The sequence below is a fragment of the Rhizobium sp. R634 genome (assembly GCF_002211305.1).
Lineage (GTDB): Bacteria > Pseudomonadota > Alphaproteobacteria > Rhizobiales > Rhizobiaceae > Rhizobium.
The window spans coordinates 81085-96308 of record NZ_LOKW01000005.1 but is presented as its reverse complement, the minus strand read 5'-3'; the positions used below and the strand labels follow the sequence as shown (position 1 = coordinate 96308).

11 protein-coding genes are annotated in these 15224 nt (G+C 60.5%); 4 read left to right on the top strand and 7 right to left on the bottom strand.

Annotation, left to right across the window (positions count from 1 at the left end; all coding sequences use genetic code 11):
- Positions 1-146 precede the first annotated feature (146 nt).
- Positions 147-2051 (bottom strand): phosphatase PAP2 family protein, encoded by a 1905-nt coding sequence (locus ATY77_RS08680; RefSeq protein ID WP_088686985.1) that lies wholly within the window; start codon positions 2049-2051, stop codon positions 147-149.
- A gap of 179 nt (positions 2052-2230) precedes the next feature.
- Here ATY77_RS08680 and ATY77_RS08675 point away from each other — a divergent pair, with 179 nt between their 5' ends.
- Both ATY77_RS08675 and ATY77_RS08670 read left to right on the top strand, forming a co-directional pair.
- Positions 2231-5614: an ATP-binding protein gene (locus ATY77_RS08675; protein ID WP_088686984.1), complete on the top strand. Its 3384-nt coding sequence runs from the start codon at positions 2231-2233 to the stop codon at positions 5612-5614.
- The gene (locus ATY77_RS08670) at positions 5607-6524 is read left to right on the top strand and encodes a response regulator transcription factor (protein ID WP_088686983.1); all 918 of its coding nucleotides are present in this window, start codon (positions 5607-5609) and stop codon (positions 6522-6524) included. Before ATY77_RS08675 ends, ATY77_RS08670 begins: the two co-directional genes overlap by 8 nt.
- 264 nt (positions 6525-6788) lie before the next feature.
- On the opposite strand, the gene ATY77_RS08665 is transcribed toward ATY77_RS08670, so the two are convergent.
- From ATY77_RS08665 to ATY77_RS08640, 6 genes are all read right to left on the bottom strand, one after another.
- Positions 6789-7910 (bottom strand): branched-chain amino acid ABC transporter substrate-binding protein, encoded by a 1122-nt coding sequence (locus ATY77_RS08665; RefSeq protein ID WP_088686982.1) that lies wholly within the window; start codon positions 7908-7910, stop codon positions 6789-6791.
- A 120-nt stretch (positions 7911-8030) separates the two neighbouring features.
- On the bottom strand, positions 8031-8384 hold the full coding sequence (locus tag ATY77_RS08660) for a DUF6867 family protein (protein ID WP_088686981.1): 354 nt from the start codon (positions 8382-8384) through the stop codon (positions 8031-8033).
- A gap of 132 nt (positions 8385-8516) precedes the next feature.
- Positions 8517-9260, bottom strand: a complete 744-nt coding sequence (locus ATY77_RS08655) for an ABC transporter ATP-binding protein (RefSeq protein WP_176538989.1) — start codon at positions 9258-9260, stop codon at positions 8517-8519.
- Entirely contained in the window at positions 9260-10135 is an 876-nt protein-coding gene (locus tag ATY77_RS08650) for an ABC transporter ATP-binding protein (protein ID WP_088686980.1), read from the bottom strand. Before ATY77_RS08650 ends, ATY77_RS08655 begins: the two co-directional genes overlap by 1 nt.
- Complete coding sequence (gene livM, locus ATY77_RS08645) at positions 10135-11532, bottom strand: high-affinity branched-chain amino acid ABC transporter permease LivM (protein ID WP_088672820.1); 1398 nt, start codon at positions 11530-11532, stop codon at positions 10135-10137. The genes ATY77_RS08650 and livM overlap by 1 nt, the downstream gene beginning before the upstream one ends.
- 4 nt (positions 11533-11536) lie before the next feature.
- Positions 11537-12439: a branched-chain amino acid ABC transporter permease LivH gene (locus ATY77_RS08640; RefSeq protein ID WP_088686979.1), complete on the bottom strand. Its 903-nt coding sequence runs from the start codon at positions 12437-12439 to the stop codon at positions 11537-11539.
- A gap of 551 nt (positions 12440-12990) precedes the next feature.
- Here ATY77_RS08640 and cysQ point away from each other — a divergent pair.
- Positions 12991-13788, top strand: a complete 798-nt coding sequence (gene cysQ / locus ATY77_RS08630) for a 3'(2'),5'-bisphosphate nucleotidase CysQ (protein WP_088686978.1) — start codon at positions 12991-12993, stop codon at positions 13786-13788.
- Positions 13789-14403: 615 nt separating this feature from the next.
- On the top strand, positions 14404-15129 hold the full coding sequence (locus ATY77_RS08625; RefSeq protein WP_088672816.1) for a sugar transferase: 726 nt from the start codon (positions 14404-14406) through the stop codon (positions 15127-15129).
- Positions 15130-15224: the final 95 nt, after the last annotated feature.

Here is a 15224-nt window from a genome sequence, read left to right as displayed (position 1 = left end):
GAAATTCACTGTTGCCGAGGGGACTATCGGGTGCTGCAGCGCGAAAACACATACGCAAAATGACGTAGGCGCAGGGGGTAAACGGGCAGGCCGAAAAGCAAAGGGCATCCCGCGGCCGGGATGCCCTTCCAGCTATGACACGGAAATCAGTCGCCGATCGTCAAAGTGACCGATGTCGGACCATAGGAGAGGCTTGCCCTGTGGCCGGAAATGGTGAACTTGCCGAAGCTGCCGGTGACGTTGCCTGCCTTCAGGATCTCGATCGTGGTTCCGGACGCCGGGGTGAAGCCGTTGGCAAGCGCCACGTCGAGATTGCCCGCGAGCTCCGCCTTGCCCTTGACGACAAGGGTGCCGGCGCCGTCCGCGCCGAGCGCCAGCTTCGCCACGCCATTGGAGGCCTGCTGATAGTCACCACCCACGGTCAGCGCCTTGTCGGCGGCCACGACCAGCGAACCGCCATTGACCGTCAGTCCGCCGGTGCCGAAGGCCGAAGACGAGCCGGCGACCAGCACACCTGCTTCCAGGACGGTGCCGCCGGCATAGCTGTTGGCGCCTGACAGGCCGAGGATACCGCTGCCGCTCTTCACCAGCCTGCCCTTGCCGCCGATGTCGTTGCGCCAGGTGTCGATCGCATTGAAACCGCCCTTCTCCGCATCCATCGTCACGGTCACATCCTGGTCGAAAGCGCCGTAGCCGTCGGCTGCGGCAAACAGGTTGAGGCGGCCGTAACCTTCGGCGTCGTCGATGAGCGGATAGCCCGAGGCGATCGCCGTCGTCTTCAGAACCTCGCGGCGCTGCTCGCCATCGAGATAGGGCAGACGCGTTTCGAGAAGCGCTTCGGCGCCCTGCGGCACGCGGGCCGGCTGATCGGTCGGATGGATCGCCGGCAGGCCATAGCTCAGGCGCTGCAGCACGTAGGCTCGATTGGCGTCATGATCGGCGAAACGGTCCGCGGCAAGCGGCGCCGCATGGGCGGCAACTTCGAGCGCGCCCGCATCATGGACGCCCGACTTGGCGATCAGCCACGACTGTGCCTGGGCGTAAGCATCGCTCTTCAGCGCGGCATTATCGGCCTTGTTCAGGTTGTAGACGACGGTGGCGGTGCCGAGCATGCGGCCGCCCATCACGTCGAGCGGCGAATGCATGCCGGCGAGGATGCGATCCTCACCCAGTTCGCTGGCGCGCGTGATCATTTCCTGGAAGCGCTGCGGCACGAGATAGGCCATGGCGAGCGCATCGCGCCAGGCTTCCGCCGTATGTCCGCTCGGGAAGCCGCCATCCTCGACCGGCTTGCCGCTCTTGGCGGGCTCGAGCGTCGGGACAACCGACACGTCCTGGCTCCAGCGATACGGACGGCCATATTTGAAATAGCGCTTGGCAGGCTCCGTCGATCCGTCACCGCTTGCGGCGTTGATGAAGTCGATGGCCAGGCCCATATCGGGATTGGCATCGGTTTTGTTTTCCGTGTCCGGCTTGCTGCCGGCGCCGCGATTGTTGCCCTTGTCGTCATATTTGGCCGTCGTCGCGTCGGCCGCCACCTCGGTGATCGTGGTGGTCTGCTTGGAACCGGCCTTCCAGGCATCCGTCAGAGGGCCGAGGCCGTCGACAATGCTGGCATTCTTGCCGCGCCGGTCGTCGAGATAGGCGGCAACGGCCTGCTCGGGCGTCCGCGCTTTGGTCACCTTGACGGAATAGGCGATGTTCGCGTCATGGACGAGCTTGTTGACGATCTGGCCGTCGGTCTTGCTGAAGGGAATGCCGTCCCAATCCGTCTTGGCGACCGCCGGGCAATTGTCCTTGGCAGGCGCCTCGACGCCGGCATCGACGAAGGGCGTGCGCGGGGTCCAGACTTCCAGAAAGCCCGAGAGAAGGTGAACGGCGGCGTTGGTGTCGACAGTCGAGAAGCAGGCGTCACCGCGCTTGTTGGTATTTCCGGTCTCGGCGTAAGGCGCCTTTGCCGCCGTGGCCTGATCGGCGGCAGCAAGCGACGGGACGATCGAAACCAGGCAGACGAGAGCGGTGCTCAAACGGAAAAGGCTTAAAACAGACATGGGTGCACCCGAAATGGTTGAACGAACGGCGGGAGGGTTAGAGCGCTTATGTGACAGAGCCGTTTCAAAAATATTACTGTTCTGCGAATCTGCCAATGCTCCGCCTCTTGCCTTTCCCGTTCATCCCGCCAAAACTGCCGCGGAGAAGATGAGCCCAACGAGAGTGCCGGAAAGAGGGCATGACAGCGCGCCAACGCATCATTCCGGTGAGACGCGAATATAATCGCTGGGTCGCCAACCAAACGCTTGAAGATTATGCGTTGCGCTTCACCGCAAAGAGCGCCCGGCATTTCTCCTCCGAGCGTATTTCGCAGACGGCCATCGGCGCGATCTCCTTCCTGGCGCTCGAAGCAATCGGCGGCGCGATCACCCTCTCCTACGGCACCACCAACGCCTTCTATGCGATCATCGTCGCCTCGCTCGCCATGCTGGCGATCGGCCTACCGATCAGCCGATACGCCATCCGCCACGGCGTCGATATCGATCTTCTGACACGCGGCGCCGGTTTCGGCTATATCGGCTCCACCATCACCTCGCTGATCTATGCGAGCTTCACCTTCATGCTGTTTGCGATCGAGGCATCGATCATGTCCGGCGCATTGGAGCTCACCCTCGGCATTCCGCTCTGGATCGGCTACATTATCAGCGCCGTCATGGTGATCCCGCTAGTAACGCACGGCGTGCGGCTGATCAGCAAGTTCCAGCTGATCACCCAGCCCTTCTGGATCGTGCTGAACATCCTGCCCTTCATCTTCATCGCCTTCATGGACTGGGAGAAGTTCGATCTCTGGCGCGCCTTTTCCGGCATCCGCCACGCCTCAGGCCCGCCCGGCACCATCGCCGATTTCGATCTGGTGGAGTTCGGCGCCGCCTCCGCCGTCATCCTGGCGCTGATGTCGCAGATCGGCGAGCAGGCCGATTTCCTGCGCTTCCTGCCGCCGGTGCCGCAGCGCAAATGGCGCCATCGCCTGGCCGTCTTCCTTGCCGGACCCGGCTGGGTCATCATCGGCGCGCCGAAGCTGCTTGCCGGCTCCTTCCTCGTCGTCCTGACCTTCACTTCCGGCGTGCCCCTCGACCGCGCCGCCGATCCCGCGCAGATGTATCTGACCGCCTTCGGCTACATGGTCCCCTGGCACAATGCGGCGCTGCTGCTGATGGCGGCCTTCGTCGTCGTCTCGCAGCTCAAGATCAACGTGATGAACGCCTATGCCGGCTCGCTCGCCTGGTCGAACTTCTTCTCGCGGCTGACCCACAGCCATCCCGGCCGCGTCATCTGGCTGGTCTTCAACGTGGCGATCGCCCTGCTCCTTATGGAGCTCGGCATCTACCGGCTGCTGGAGGAGACGCTCGGCATCTTCTCGATCATCGCCATGGCCTGGCTGTGCACGATCTCCGCCGATCTCTTCATCAACAAGCCGCTGGGGCTCGCGCCTCCCGGCATCGAGTTCAAGCGCGCCCATCTCTACGACATCAATCCCGTCGGCCTCGGCGCCATGACGCTGTCGGCAAGCATATCGCTGATCGCCCATTTCGGCGCCTTCGGCGAGACGGCCGCTTCGCTCGCTCCCTATATCACCCTTGCCATCGCCTTCATCGCCACGCCGGCGCTCGCCTGGGCGACGAAAGGCAAATTCTACCTCGCCCGCAAGCCGCGCCAGAGCTGGAAGAACCTGACGAGCATCACCTGCTCCGTCTGCGAACACCCGTTCGAGCCGGAGGACATGGCCTGGTGCCCCGCCTATGCCGCGCCGATCTGCTCGCTCTGCTGCTCGCTCGACAGCCGCTGCCACGACATGTGCAAGCCGGCCGCCCGTTTCAACGCGCAGGTCGGCACCGTCGCCAGGACGCTGCTGCCGGAAAGCATTCTGGGCAAGCTGACGACACGTCTCGGCCGCTATGGCATCGCCGTCGCGCTGGCGCTGACCGCCATCGGCGCAATCCTGGCGATGATCGCCCATCAGGTCGCCTCCGCCTCGCCCGAGACGGCCGAAGTGGTCAATCGCACCATCCTCATCGTCTTCTTCGTCTTCTCTGTGATTTCAGGCGTCGTCTGCTGGTTCTACGTGCTTGCCCACGACAGCCGCGTTGTCGCCGAGGAAGAATCCTCGCGCCAGAACACGCTGCTGCTCAAGGAAATCGCCGCGCACAAGAAGACCGACACCGCCCTGCAGAATGCCAAGGAAACGGCCGAAGCCGCCAACCGCGCCAAGAGCCGCTATGTCGTCGGCCTCAGCCATGAGCTGCGCACGCCTTTGAATGCCGTGCTCGGCTATGCCCAGATCCTCGAACGCGACGAGACGATCCCTGCGCCGCGCCATTCCTCGATCAAGGTCATCCGCCGCAGCGCCGAACATCTCTCCGGCCTGATCGACGGCCTTCTCGATATTTCCAAGATCGAAGCCGGCCGCCTGCAGGTCTATTCCAACGAGATCAACATCCAGGATTTCCTCGATCAGATCGTCGAGATGTTCCGCCCGCAGGCGCAGGCAAAGGGGCTTGCCTTTCTGCATGAGCGCTCGCCCGCCTTGCCGCAATTCGTCCGCACCGATGAAAAGCGCCTGCGCCAGATCCTGGTCAACCTGCTCTCCAATGCCATCAAGTTCACTGACGAGGGCAGCGTCACCTTCGATATCGCCTATCGCAGCCAGGTTGCGACCTTCACCGTCACCGACACCGGCCGCGGCATCGCCGAGAAGGATCTGACCCGCATCTACGAACCCTTCCAGCGCGGCGAGGCCGACAGCGTGCGGCCGATGCCCGGCCTCGGTCTCGGCCTCACCATCACCCGGCTTCTGACCAACACGCTCGGCGGTGAAATCGCGGTTTCGAGCGTCAAGGACGAAGGCTCGACCTTCCGAGTGCGGCTGATGCTGTCCGCCGTCATGCGCGCCGCAGCGCCACCGCAGGAAAAGCGCATCATCGGCTATGAGGGCCCGCGCCGCACGATCGTCGTCGTCGATGACAACGAAGATCACCGCGAGATGATGCGCGAAATCCTGGGGCCGCTCGATTTCATCGTGCTGACGGCGGCAGGCGGTGCGGAGTGCCTGACGCTGATCGACGGCATCATGCCCGACCTCTTTCTCGTCGATATCCTGATGCCCGGCATGAGCGGCTGGCAGCTCGTCTCGCGACTGCGTGAGGCCGGCCAGACGGCCCCGGTGGTGATGCTCTCGGCCAATATCGGCGATGCCGCGGTCCTGAGCGACAGCGACGACAGCCACAATGATGCGATCGGCAAACCCGTCGACATCCGCCAGCTGCGCGACAAGCTCGCTTTGCATCTCGGCCTGAAATGGATCTATGCCGATGCGGTGCCCGCCATCGTGGAAAAGACCGAGGCGCCGATGGTAAGCCCAGGTGCTGCCCATGTGCAGGAACTACTGCGGCTCGGCGAGATCGGTTACATCAGAGGCATTGAAGCGAAGCTTTCGGACCTTGCCAAGGTGGAGGCAAATCGGCCATTCACGGAGGCTCTTCGACCCTATGTGGCCGCCTTCGATCTGACCGGCTTCATGACCTTCCTGCACGACTTCGACGAAAAGGTGGAATCCATTGGCTGAGCCGGCCCTCCCTCGCGACATCGTTCTCCTCGTCGACGACTCGCCGGAGGCGCTGGGCTTCCTGACCGACGCGCTCGAACAGTCCGGCTTTTCGGTGCTGATCGCCACGTCGGGCACGGCGGCACTCGGCATCGTCGAGCGGATCACGCCCGATCTCATCCTGCTCGACGCGGTCATGCCCGCCATGGACGGCTTCGAGACCTGCCGCAGGCTGAAGGCGAATGCTGCAGTAGCGCAGGTGCCGGTCATCTTCATGACCGGGCTGACGGAAACTGAACATGTCGTGCATGCGCTGGAATCCGGCGGCGTCGATTATCTCACCAAGCCGATCAACATCGACGAATTGCGCGCCCGCATCCGCGTCCATCTCAGAAATGCCCGCTCGACCCAGAGCGCCCGTGTCGCGCTTGATGCCGCCGGACGCCACCTGCTGGCGGTCAAGGGCGACGGTGCGATCCATTGGTCGACGCCGCAGGCGACACGGCTGGTCAATACCGCCATGGGCAGCGACGAGGGCATGGACATCGTCGTCCGCCATATATCAGGCTGGATGCGCGACCGCATGGCCGCGGTACGCGACGGCATCATCTCGATCACCCATGCCGGCCAGGCGGCGCTGCAGCTCGCCTTCCTCGGCGCGATCGGCCCGGACGAATATCTCTTCCGCCTTACGGCCGCCAGCCAGCGCAGCGACGACGAGGTGCTGCGCCAGCGCTTCTCGCTCACGCAGCGAGAATCCGAAGTGCTGCTCTGGATCGCCAAGGGCAAGGCCAACCGCGACATCGGCGAGATCTTGGGACTGTCCGCGCGCACCGTGAATAAGCACCTCGAGCAGATCTATGTGAAACTCGGCGTCGAGAACCGGGCGTCAGCCGCCGTGAAGGCGACGCATGTGCTGCACGAGATGTGAGCGATAAAGCACGTCGCATCAAATTTGATCATGCGACGCGCTTTAGCTCCTTGTTTTTATGCATGTCGTTGTCCCGGAACCGCTGCACATTCCGTGCGACGTGCATTAGTTGGCGACATGGGCTCGCCGCCGCCGAAATTGCCGAGGATCTTCGCAGCAGCTTGTACGTGGCACTGCGGCGAACAGAAATTGAAAGCTTCGGAAAACAAAGAAGCCCGGCGGAACCGGGCTTCAATCTCACATCCCCAAAAAGGGAAGTTAGGCTTACGAGCCCTGCGGAACGTAGGTGTATTTGCCGTCCGCGCCCTTCTTCCATTCGTACATGATGTAGCCAGGAATCTTCGGGTCGCCCTTTTCGTCGAACGAGATGTCGCCGAGAACCGTCGGGAACGGACCTTTTTCCTTCATGGCAGCGGCGACGGCTTCAGGATCCACCGAACCGGCAGCCTTGGCGGCACCGGCGATCGCCTGCATCGCAGCGTAGGAGTAGAGCGTATAGGCTTCGGGGTTGAAACCGGCAGCCTTGAACTTTTCGACGAGTTCCTTGTTGGCCGGGTTCAGCGTCGGGTCGGGACCGAAGGTGTTGAGCGTACCGGCAACGGCGTCACCGGCGATCGAGGCCAGTTCGTTCGAAACGATACCATCGCCCGAAACCAGCGTTGCCTTCAGGCCCTGGTCGGCAGCCTGACGGATGATGAGGCCGGCTTCGGTGTGCAGGCCGCCCCAATAGATGATCGAGACGCCGGCTTCCTTCATCTTGGCGATGAGGGCCGAGAAGTCCTTGTCGCCGACATTGATGCCTTCGTACATGACTTCGGTCACGCCGGCGGCATTCATGGCCTTCTTGGTTTCATCTGCAAGGCCCTGACCGTAGGGGGTCTTGTCGTGAACGACGGCGATCTTGGCGTCCTTGAAGTGGTCGGCAAGATACTTGCCGGCGATCGCGCCCTGCTGGTCGTCACGGCCGCAGGTGCGGAACGTGTTCCAGAGGCCGCGCTCGGTGAACTTCGGGTTGGTAGCGGCCGGGGTGATTTCGAGAATGCCGTTTTCGGCATAAACTTCCGAAGCCGGGATCGACACGCCCGAGTTGAAGTGGCCGATGACGAACTTGACGCCGTCAGCAACGAATTTGTTGGCGACCGAAATGCCCTGCTTCGGGTCGGAGACGTCGTCGCCGAGCTCAATCTTGATCTGCTCGCCGTTGATGCCGCCAGCAGCGTTGATGTCGGCGGCCGCCTGCTCGGCGCCCTTCTGAAGCTGCGCGCCGAAAGCGGCGTTCGGGCCGGTCAGCGGACCAGCGACAGCGATGAGGACGTCGGCCCAGGCGTTGCCGCTGAAGGCGACCATCGCCGTCAGAGCCACTGCCGACAGAAGAGACTTCTTCATATTGTTACTCCCAATTTTTGGGCGGGTTCCGGTCCAAGACCCGGCGCATTACCCACCATTGACTGCGCCAGGAAAGCTGATCCACTCTGAAGGCAATTCATGCCTAGTTTCAACGGACTGTCAATGTTTGTCCTTCCACGAAAACGCGGAAGTTTTTTCGTACAGCCAGTAATAGTTGTTTACCATCTGATTGGTGCGGCGATAGCGGAAGCCGGCCGTCGCGAAGACCAGCAGCGTCACGAAATCGATGCCGTAATAGAGGGCGCTGAGCATCGGCCCATTGAACAGGGCATGGTGCAGAAACTGCATCGCCCAGGCCAGCAGGAAGGTATAGACGACCACCAGCGGATAGTCGTTCCAGCCGTCTGCAACCGCCTTGCCGGCCCGCCAGGCCGTCCAGAAGCCGATCAGTACGACGATCGCGCGGATGACGACGCGAGCGCCGCTATCGCTTTCGAAGAAAAGCCCCTGCATGTTAATCTCTCCCTTCGACGAGAGCACGATGCCGAAAATTATAACCCGCGTTTTCGGTCGACGTCATGCTCTCATCATTTCATTCAGAGCAGGATTCAGATTTTGGCTAACGCGCCCTAAAATCATCCCGCTCTAGTGTCTTCCACCTTCGAGATAAGCGGCGCGGACCTCGGGGTTGGCGAGGAGTTCCTTGCTGGAGCCGCTCATCGTTACCTTGCCGTTCACCATGACATAGCCGCGATGCGAAAGCCTGAGAGCTGCGAACGCATTCTGCTCGACCAGGAAAACAGTCAGACCTTCCTGCTCATTCAGCTTTTTGATCGCCTCGAAGATGCCCTTTACGATGAGCGGCGCCAGGCCAAGCGAAGGTTCGTCGAGCAGCAGCAGCTTCGGGCGGGCCATGAGTGCACGCCCGATCGACAGCATCTGCTGCTCGCCGCCCGAAAGGGTGCCGCCGCGCTGGGCATGGCGTTCCTTGAGGCGCGGGAAGAGCGCGAAGATTTTCTCGACGTCCTCGGCGAAATATTTGAGATTGTCGAGACCCGCACCCATCTGCAGGTTTTCCAGAACCGTCATGCGCGGGAAGATGCGGCGACCTTCCGGCGACTGCGCGATGCGTAGCCGGGCGATTTCATGGGTCGGAAGCTTGGTGATGTCGCGGCCCTCGAAGACGACGGAGCCGGTGCGGGCCTGAGGGCTGCCGCAGATCGTCATCATCAGCGTCGACTTGCCGGCGCCGTTGGCGCCGATCAGGCTGACGATCTCACCCTTGTTGACCTGCACATCGATGCCGGCCAATGCACGGATATTGCCATAATAGGTTTCGACGCCATTCACCTGAAGAAGCGGTTGACCCGTCATTACTGCATCGCCCATCAGTTTGAGCCTCCTTCGAGCTGCTCGACGGTTGCGATCACCTCTTCCACTTCCTCATCCTCGACGCCGAGATAGGCCGCGATGACCTTCGGATCGTTCTTCACATGGTCGGGCGTTCCATCGGAGATCTTCTGACCATATTCGAGAACGACGACATGGTCGGAAATTTCCATGACCACCGACATGTCGTGTTCGATGAGCAGGATGGACGTTCCGGTTTCGGAGCGGATGCTCTGCAGAAGCTCGTTGAGCTTTGCCGATTCCCGCGGATTGAGGCCTGCAGCCGGTTCATCCAGGCAAAGCAGCTCCGGGCCGGTGCACATGGCACGCGCAATCTCGAGACGCCTTTGGGCGCCGTAAGGCAGATCGCCTGCCGGATCATCGGCACGGTCGATCAGTTCTGCCTTTTCAAGCCAATGGCGCGCGAGTTCGACCGCGGCGGTTGCCTCCCGCTTATAGGGACCGATGCCGATGAGGCCGAGGATGGTGAAGCCCGACGCCTGCATCAGCTTGTTGTGCTGGGCGACGAGCAAATTTTCGAGAACGGTCAGGCCGGAGAACAGCCGGATGTTCTGGAAGGTGCGCGCAACCTTGGCTTCCTTGGTGATGCGAAAGTCCGGCAGACGCTCCAAAAGGTACTGCTTGCCGCTTTTCTGGTTGAGCGTGATCATGCCCATCGTCGGCTTGTAGAAGCCGGTGATGCAGTTGAAGACAGTTGTCTTGCCGGCGCCATTCGGGCCGATCAGCGCGGTAATATCGCCGCGCTTGGCCTCGAAGGAGAAGTCGTTGATGGCCATCAGGCCGCCGAACTTCATCGATAGGTGCTCGACCTTGAGCAAAGTGTCGCTCGACATCGCGTTGGTAACGGGGCTCATCAACCGTGGCCCTCCTTGGTGAAGCTTCCTGAGACCGCCTTGCGCTCCTTGAGGAAGGCGGTCGGCTCACGCGAACCGACGAAGCCGCGTGGCTTGAACAGCATGACGATGACCATGGCCAGGCCGAAGATCAACATCCGGTAGAGTTCCGGCGTAAAGTCAGGTCCGAAGATCTCCTTCAGGAAATCCATTTCGCGAAGAGCCTCGGTGCCGCCGACCATGACAACAGCAGCGATCGCAATACCCGTCAGCGAACCCATGCCGCCAAGAACGACAATAGCAAGAATGACTGCCGACTCCAGGAAGACGAAGGATTCCGGTGAAACGAAGCCTTGGCGGGCTGCAAAGAACGAACCTGCGAAGCCCCCGAACATTGCACCCGTCGCGAACGCCGTGAGCTTGGTCGTCACGGTGTTGATACCAAGTGAACGGCAGGCGATCTCGTCTTCACGCAGCGCTTCCCATGCACGGCCGATCGGCATGCGGCGCAACCGGATCGTGACATAGGCGGTCAGCATGCAAAGCGCCAGGATGACGTAGAACAGGAAGACCTTGTAGTAGCCGGAGGCCATGGGCAGCCCGAACACTTTGGCAAAATTGTTCGCCTTGCCGACGTCGAAAGTCCAGATGCCGAAGACCGACGCCTTGGCGATACCGGAAATACCGAAAGTGCCTTTCGTAACTTCCGTCCAATTTATGATGACCAGACGAATGATCTCGCCGAAGGCCAGCGTGACGATCGCGAGATAATCACCGCGAAGACGCAGCACCGGAAAGCCGAGAATGACGCCCCAGAGAGCCGCAAGGATACCCGAAAGCGGCAGCAGCACCCAGAAAGAGAGGCCGTAATAGCTTGAAAGCAACGCGTATGAATAGGCGCCGACGGCGTAGAAGGCGACGTATCCGAGATCGAGAAGACCCGCGAGACCAACCACGATGTTGAGGCCCCAGGCGAGCATCACGTAGATGAGGATCTGAATGCCGAAATTATCGACCATCGTCAGTGAGCGCTGCGGACCGTAGATGAGCAGAGCAGCCATCGGGTAGATCAGCAGGAATACAAGAGCGATCTTGAGGAAATGCTGGTGGAAGAAGTTCTTCTCGGTCGAGATCTCGAGATCGCCCTCTCGCGCCTTGTTGAGCTTGCGGCGATCGATATTCGGCTTGATCAAGACGACCATGATGAACCGGCCGACGGCAGCGATCAGCACGAAGATCGCAAGCAGCCCCCAGCGCTGGACGACAATCAGCTCGTTATTGATGTTCTGCTGCGTGCCGAGACCGACATAAAGCACGAACAGACCAAGGGTGACGAGGCCGGCGAAAAAAGCTTCCCTAAGCCCCTTCTGGACAAGTCCGGCATCGGGCTCGCCTGCAGAATTCTCGATATTTGCCATGACGTTATACCTTCTCGACTTCCGGCCGTCCCAGGATACCTGTCGGCTTGAAGATCAGCACGAAAGCGAGGATGGCGAAGGTCGCGACATCCTTGTAGGCGATCGTGAAATAGGCCGACCACAACGATTCGATGAGGCCGATCATCAACCCGCCGAGAACGGCGCCCGGCAGCGAGCCGATGCCGCCGAGAACGGCCGCGGTAAACGCCTTCACGCCCGGCGTGAAGCCGTCGGCGAACGAAGCAACGCCATAATACATCAGATACATCGTCCCGGCGACGGCAGCGAGTGCCGCACCCATGACGAAGGTGATGGAGATCGTCTGGTCGACATTGACGCCAAGCAGCGCCGCCATCTTGCGGTCCTGCTCGGTGGCGCGCTGGGCGCGGCCGAGTGCTGTACGATTGACGATATACCAGAAGGCCGCAAGCAGCACCGCCGTGATGACGATGATGATGATCTGCTTCAGCGACACCGAAATATTGCCGAACTGGTAGACCGAGCTCACCATCGGCGGGATCGGCTTGTTGCGCGGACCCTGCGTCACCTGGATGAAGTTGGACAGCACGATCGACATGCCGATCGCAGTGATCAGCGGCGCCAGGCGGAACGAACCGCGCAATGGGCGGTATGCGATGCGCTCGATCGTCCAATTCCACAAACTCGTCATCAACATCGCGACGACAAGCATCGCCAGCAGCAGCACTGCCACCGGGAGACCTGCGAAGATGGATGTGAGGACGAGAAAGACGATAAGAGCGGCGAAACCACCGAGCATGAAAATGTCGCCATGGGCGAAGTTGATCATGCCGATAATGCCATAAACCATCGTATAGCCGATAGCCACAAGGCCATAGATGGATCCGAGCGTCAGCCCATTGAAGAGCTGCTGGACGAAATACTCCATATGTCGTTTTCCCCTGGATGCGAGCGCAAAATGCTGCATCTCTTTTTGGTTATTCGGTTCCCCGTTTCAGGCAACCTCATAAGCCGCATGCATAGCGGTTTCGTTGAAAATGTGAAGACAAAAAGGATTTACTCCGCCAGATTCTTGCGGAAACAGGCCGACATGGCGCATTTTGAACCAAAATCCACAGAAAAACAGCAAAGTTGGGCGCGTTTTTAGCCAAAAATGGTCACTGAATTAACCGTTCCCAAACGACGCCGCTGATTCCTATCAACACCATAGTGCGTAAGCTATTCCACCGGATTGGAAGTTGGCGCAAATTCAGACCCTGAGGCGGGCGTTTTTTCGAATGTCATTTCACGAGCAAATGCCCGCCATCTTCATCTGACAATACTGGGAACTTATGGTAGCATTCCGAATGCGTGAATTGGGGATGCGCAGCGTGACGGGAAACACCATATAAATAACCGGCAGGTATATGGTTGTGACAGGGATGGTTTGCGGACGAGCGGCAGCGGGGTGCTCGACGCGTGGCGAACGGCAAAAGGACAATGCTGACGACATTTGAAAAGGCGGCACTGGAAGCCGGTAAGGCCATCATCACGGTCTTGCGCGAGGGCTTTCCCGTCGCCATGAAAGCGGATGCAAGTCCGGTCACCGTCGCCGACGAAGAGGCCGAGCGCATCATCCTCGGCCATCTTGCCAGAGATTATCCCGACATACCTGTTGTAGCCGAAGAATCGGTTGCCGCCGGCAAGGTGCCCGATATCAGCGGCCGCGGCTTCTTTCTGGTCGATCCTCTCGACGGCACGCGCGAATTCGTCGACGGACGGCAGGAATTCACCGTCAACATCGCCTATATCGAAAACAGCGCGCCGGTGGCCGGTATCGTCTATGCTCCCGCACTCGGGCTTGCCTTCTCCGGAGAATGCGGCCGCGCGGAAAGGCTGGTCATCACCGAGGATTTCGCGGTCGGCCAGCGTACAGCCATCACCGTCCGCGAGCAGCCGGACGACAGGCTGGCGCTCGCAAGCCTGCGCCATAATAGTCCGGAAACCGGCAGCTTCCTTGCGCATCACGCCATTTCCAAATGCACCAATATCGGCTCATCGCTGAAATTCTGCCTGCTGGCCGAAGGCAAGGCCGACGTCTATCCACGCTTCACCCGCACCATGGAATGGGATACCGCGGCCGGCGACGCCGTGCTGCGCGCCGCCGGCGGCTCGACCGTGACACTGGACGGCGCGCCGCTGACTTACGGCAAGACGGGAACAGCTGCCGATTTCGACTTCGCCAATCCGAACTTCATCTCCTGGGGCGGCAGGAAACGCGTGCTCGAGCCGGCGTGATTCCGCGCTGGGATCTCCTCAACCTTCAAAATTTGCTCCTGTCTGCAGCCGATAGCGGCCGGTGGCCTCCGCGCGGGCAGCTACCCCTCCTGATCGAGCCGCTCCCTGCGCCACCAGAGGCGATGAGCTCGCAAACTGATTCGCGATCGCCGGGTTTTAGGGGTGATTCTACCCCCCGGAGCCGGCTTGCTGCGTCTTTTTCGAACGTCTGCTATGCGCGGCCTCGCCTTGATTTTGTCATATTCCGACACATTTTGGGAACCAGCGAACACCCTCGCCCTCAAAATTTAGGGCGGGAATTCGTTAAAAACATTCCCTGACGTCTATTGGTCGCGTGCCGAAACCGCACGCCGGCCAACCCCTGGAAGCCCATGCCAAAGGCCTAAAAAACTTGATGAAATTCCAATTATTAACGAAATATCATGAGCTTGCCTCAACTTAACGCAAATGCGAAAGATTTGTTGCGATGCGATATTTCTCTGGACAGCATTACACAATTGTCGCATTTTTCCGTTTTAGTAGGGTTACCAAGACCTGAGTGCAGCCCTGGTGACAGGGTTAACCATTGATCGCCTATTGCCGCCGCGCCCCCTCGAAGACAACAGAGTACGATCCTTGAGCATCACGGAACTAAACAACACCATTTCGAATGAGTCCTTCCGGCCGAGCCGCCGCCAGCTGCCGAGCCTGAAGATCCAGACCCCTGTTATCCATAGCGATGCGCCGCAGGCGCCGTGGATGGATCTTGCCCTGAAGCGGGCGTTCGACATCGTTTCGTCGTTGAGCGCCCTCCTCGTCCTCGCTCCTTTCCTTCTGCTGGTAGCCGTGCTGATCAAGCTCGACAGCCCGGGACCGGTGCTTTTCAAGCAGACCCGCTGGGGTAAGAACTGCAAGGCCATCAAGGTCTACAAGTTTCGCTCCATGCGCACCGATCTCTGCGATGCCACCGGCGTTGCCCAGACGGTGAGGAACGATCCACGCGTCACCCGCATTGGCGCCATCCTGCGCCGCACGAATATCGACGAGCTGCCGCAACTGCTGAACGTGCTGCTGGGCGACATGTCGGTCGTCGGCCCGCGTTGCCATGCTATAGGCATGCGCGCCAGCGACATGCTTTACGAAGAACTCGTTCCGGAATACCACCAGCGCCACGCCATGCGTCCCGGCATGACCGGCCTTGCCCAAATGCGCGGCCTGCGCGGCCCGACCGATCGTCCGGCCAAGGCCCGCGCCCGCATCGCCTGCGATCTCTATTACGTTCAGAATTTTTCCATTCTGATGGATATGCACATCATCGTCGGCACCGTCGTGTCGGAACTGACCCGCGGAAAAGGCTTCTAAGCCTTCCGGAACCAGCCAGTCCGCCCCTTCCCATTTCGCCCAAAACCGCAGCGCGGTTTTGGGCGAAATGCTTTTGGAGGCAAATCCTCGTAGCG

Excerpts from the sequence above, each read along its gene's own strand:
- ATY77_RS08680 (WP_088686985.1), bottom strand. The coding sequence starts at position 2,051 with ATGTCTGTTTTAAGCCTTTTCCGTTTGAGCACCGCTCTCGTCTGCCTG.
- ATY77_RS08675 (WP_088686984.1), top strand. The coding sequence starts at position 2,231 with ATGACAGCGCGCCAACGCATCATTCCGGTGAGACGCGAATATAATCGC.
- ATY77_RS08665 (WP_088686982.1), bottom strand. The coding sequence starts at position 7,910 with ATGAAGAAGTCTCTTCTGTCGGCAGTGGCTCTGACGGCGATGGTCGCC.
- ATY77_RS08660 (WP_088686981.1), bottom strand. The coding sequence starts at position 8,384 with ATGCAGGGGCTTTTCTTCGAAAGCGATAGCGGCGCTCGCGTCGTCATC.
- ATY77_RS08655 (WP_176538989.1), bottom strand. The coding sequence starts at position 9,260 with ATGGGCGATGCAGTAATGACGGGTCAACCGCTTCTTCAGGTGAATGGC.
- ATY77_RS08650 (WP_088686980.1), bottom strand. The coding sequence starts at position 10,135 with ATGAGCCCCGTTACCAACGCGATGTCGAGCGACACTTTGCTCAAGGTC.
- livM (WP_088672820.1), bottom strand. The coding sequence starts at position 11,532 with ATGGCAAATATCGAGAATTCTGCAGGCGAGCCCGATGCCGGACTTGTC.
- ATY77_RS08640 (WP_088686979.1), bottom strand. The coding sequence starts at position 12,439 with ATGGAGTATTTCGTCCAGCAGCTCTTCAATGGGCTGACGCTCGGATCC.
- cysQ (WP_088686978.1), top strand. The coding sequence starts at position 12,991 with ATGCTGACGACATTTGAAAAGGCGGCACTGGAAGCCGGTAAGGCCATC.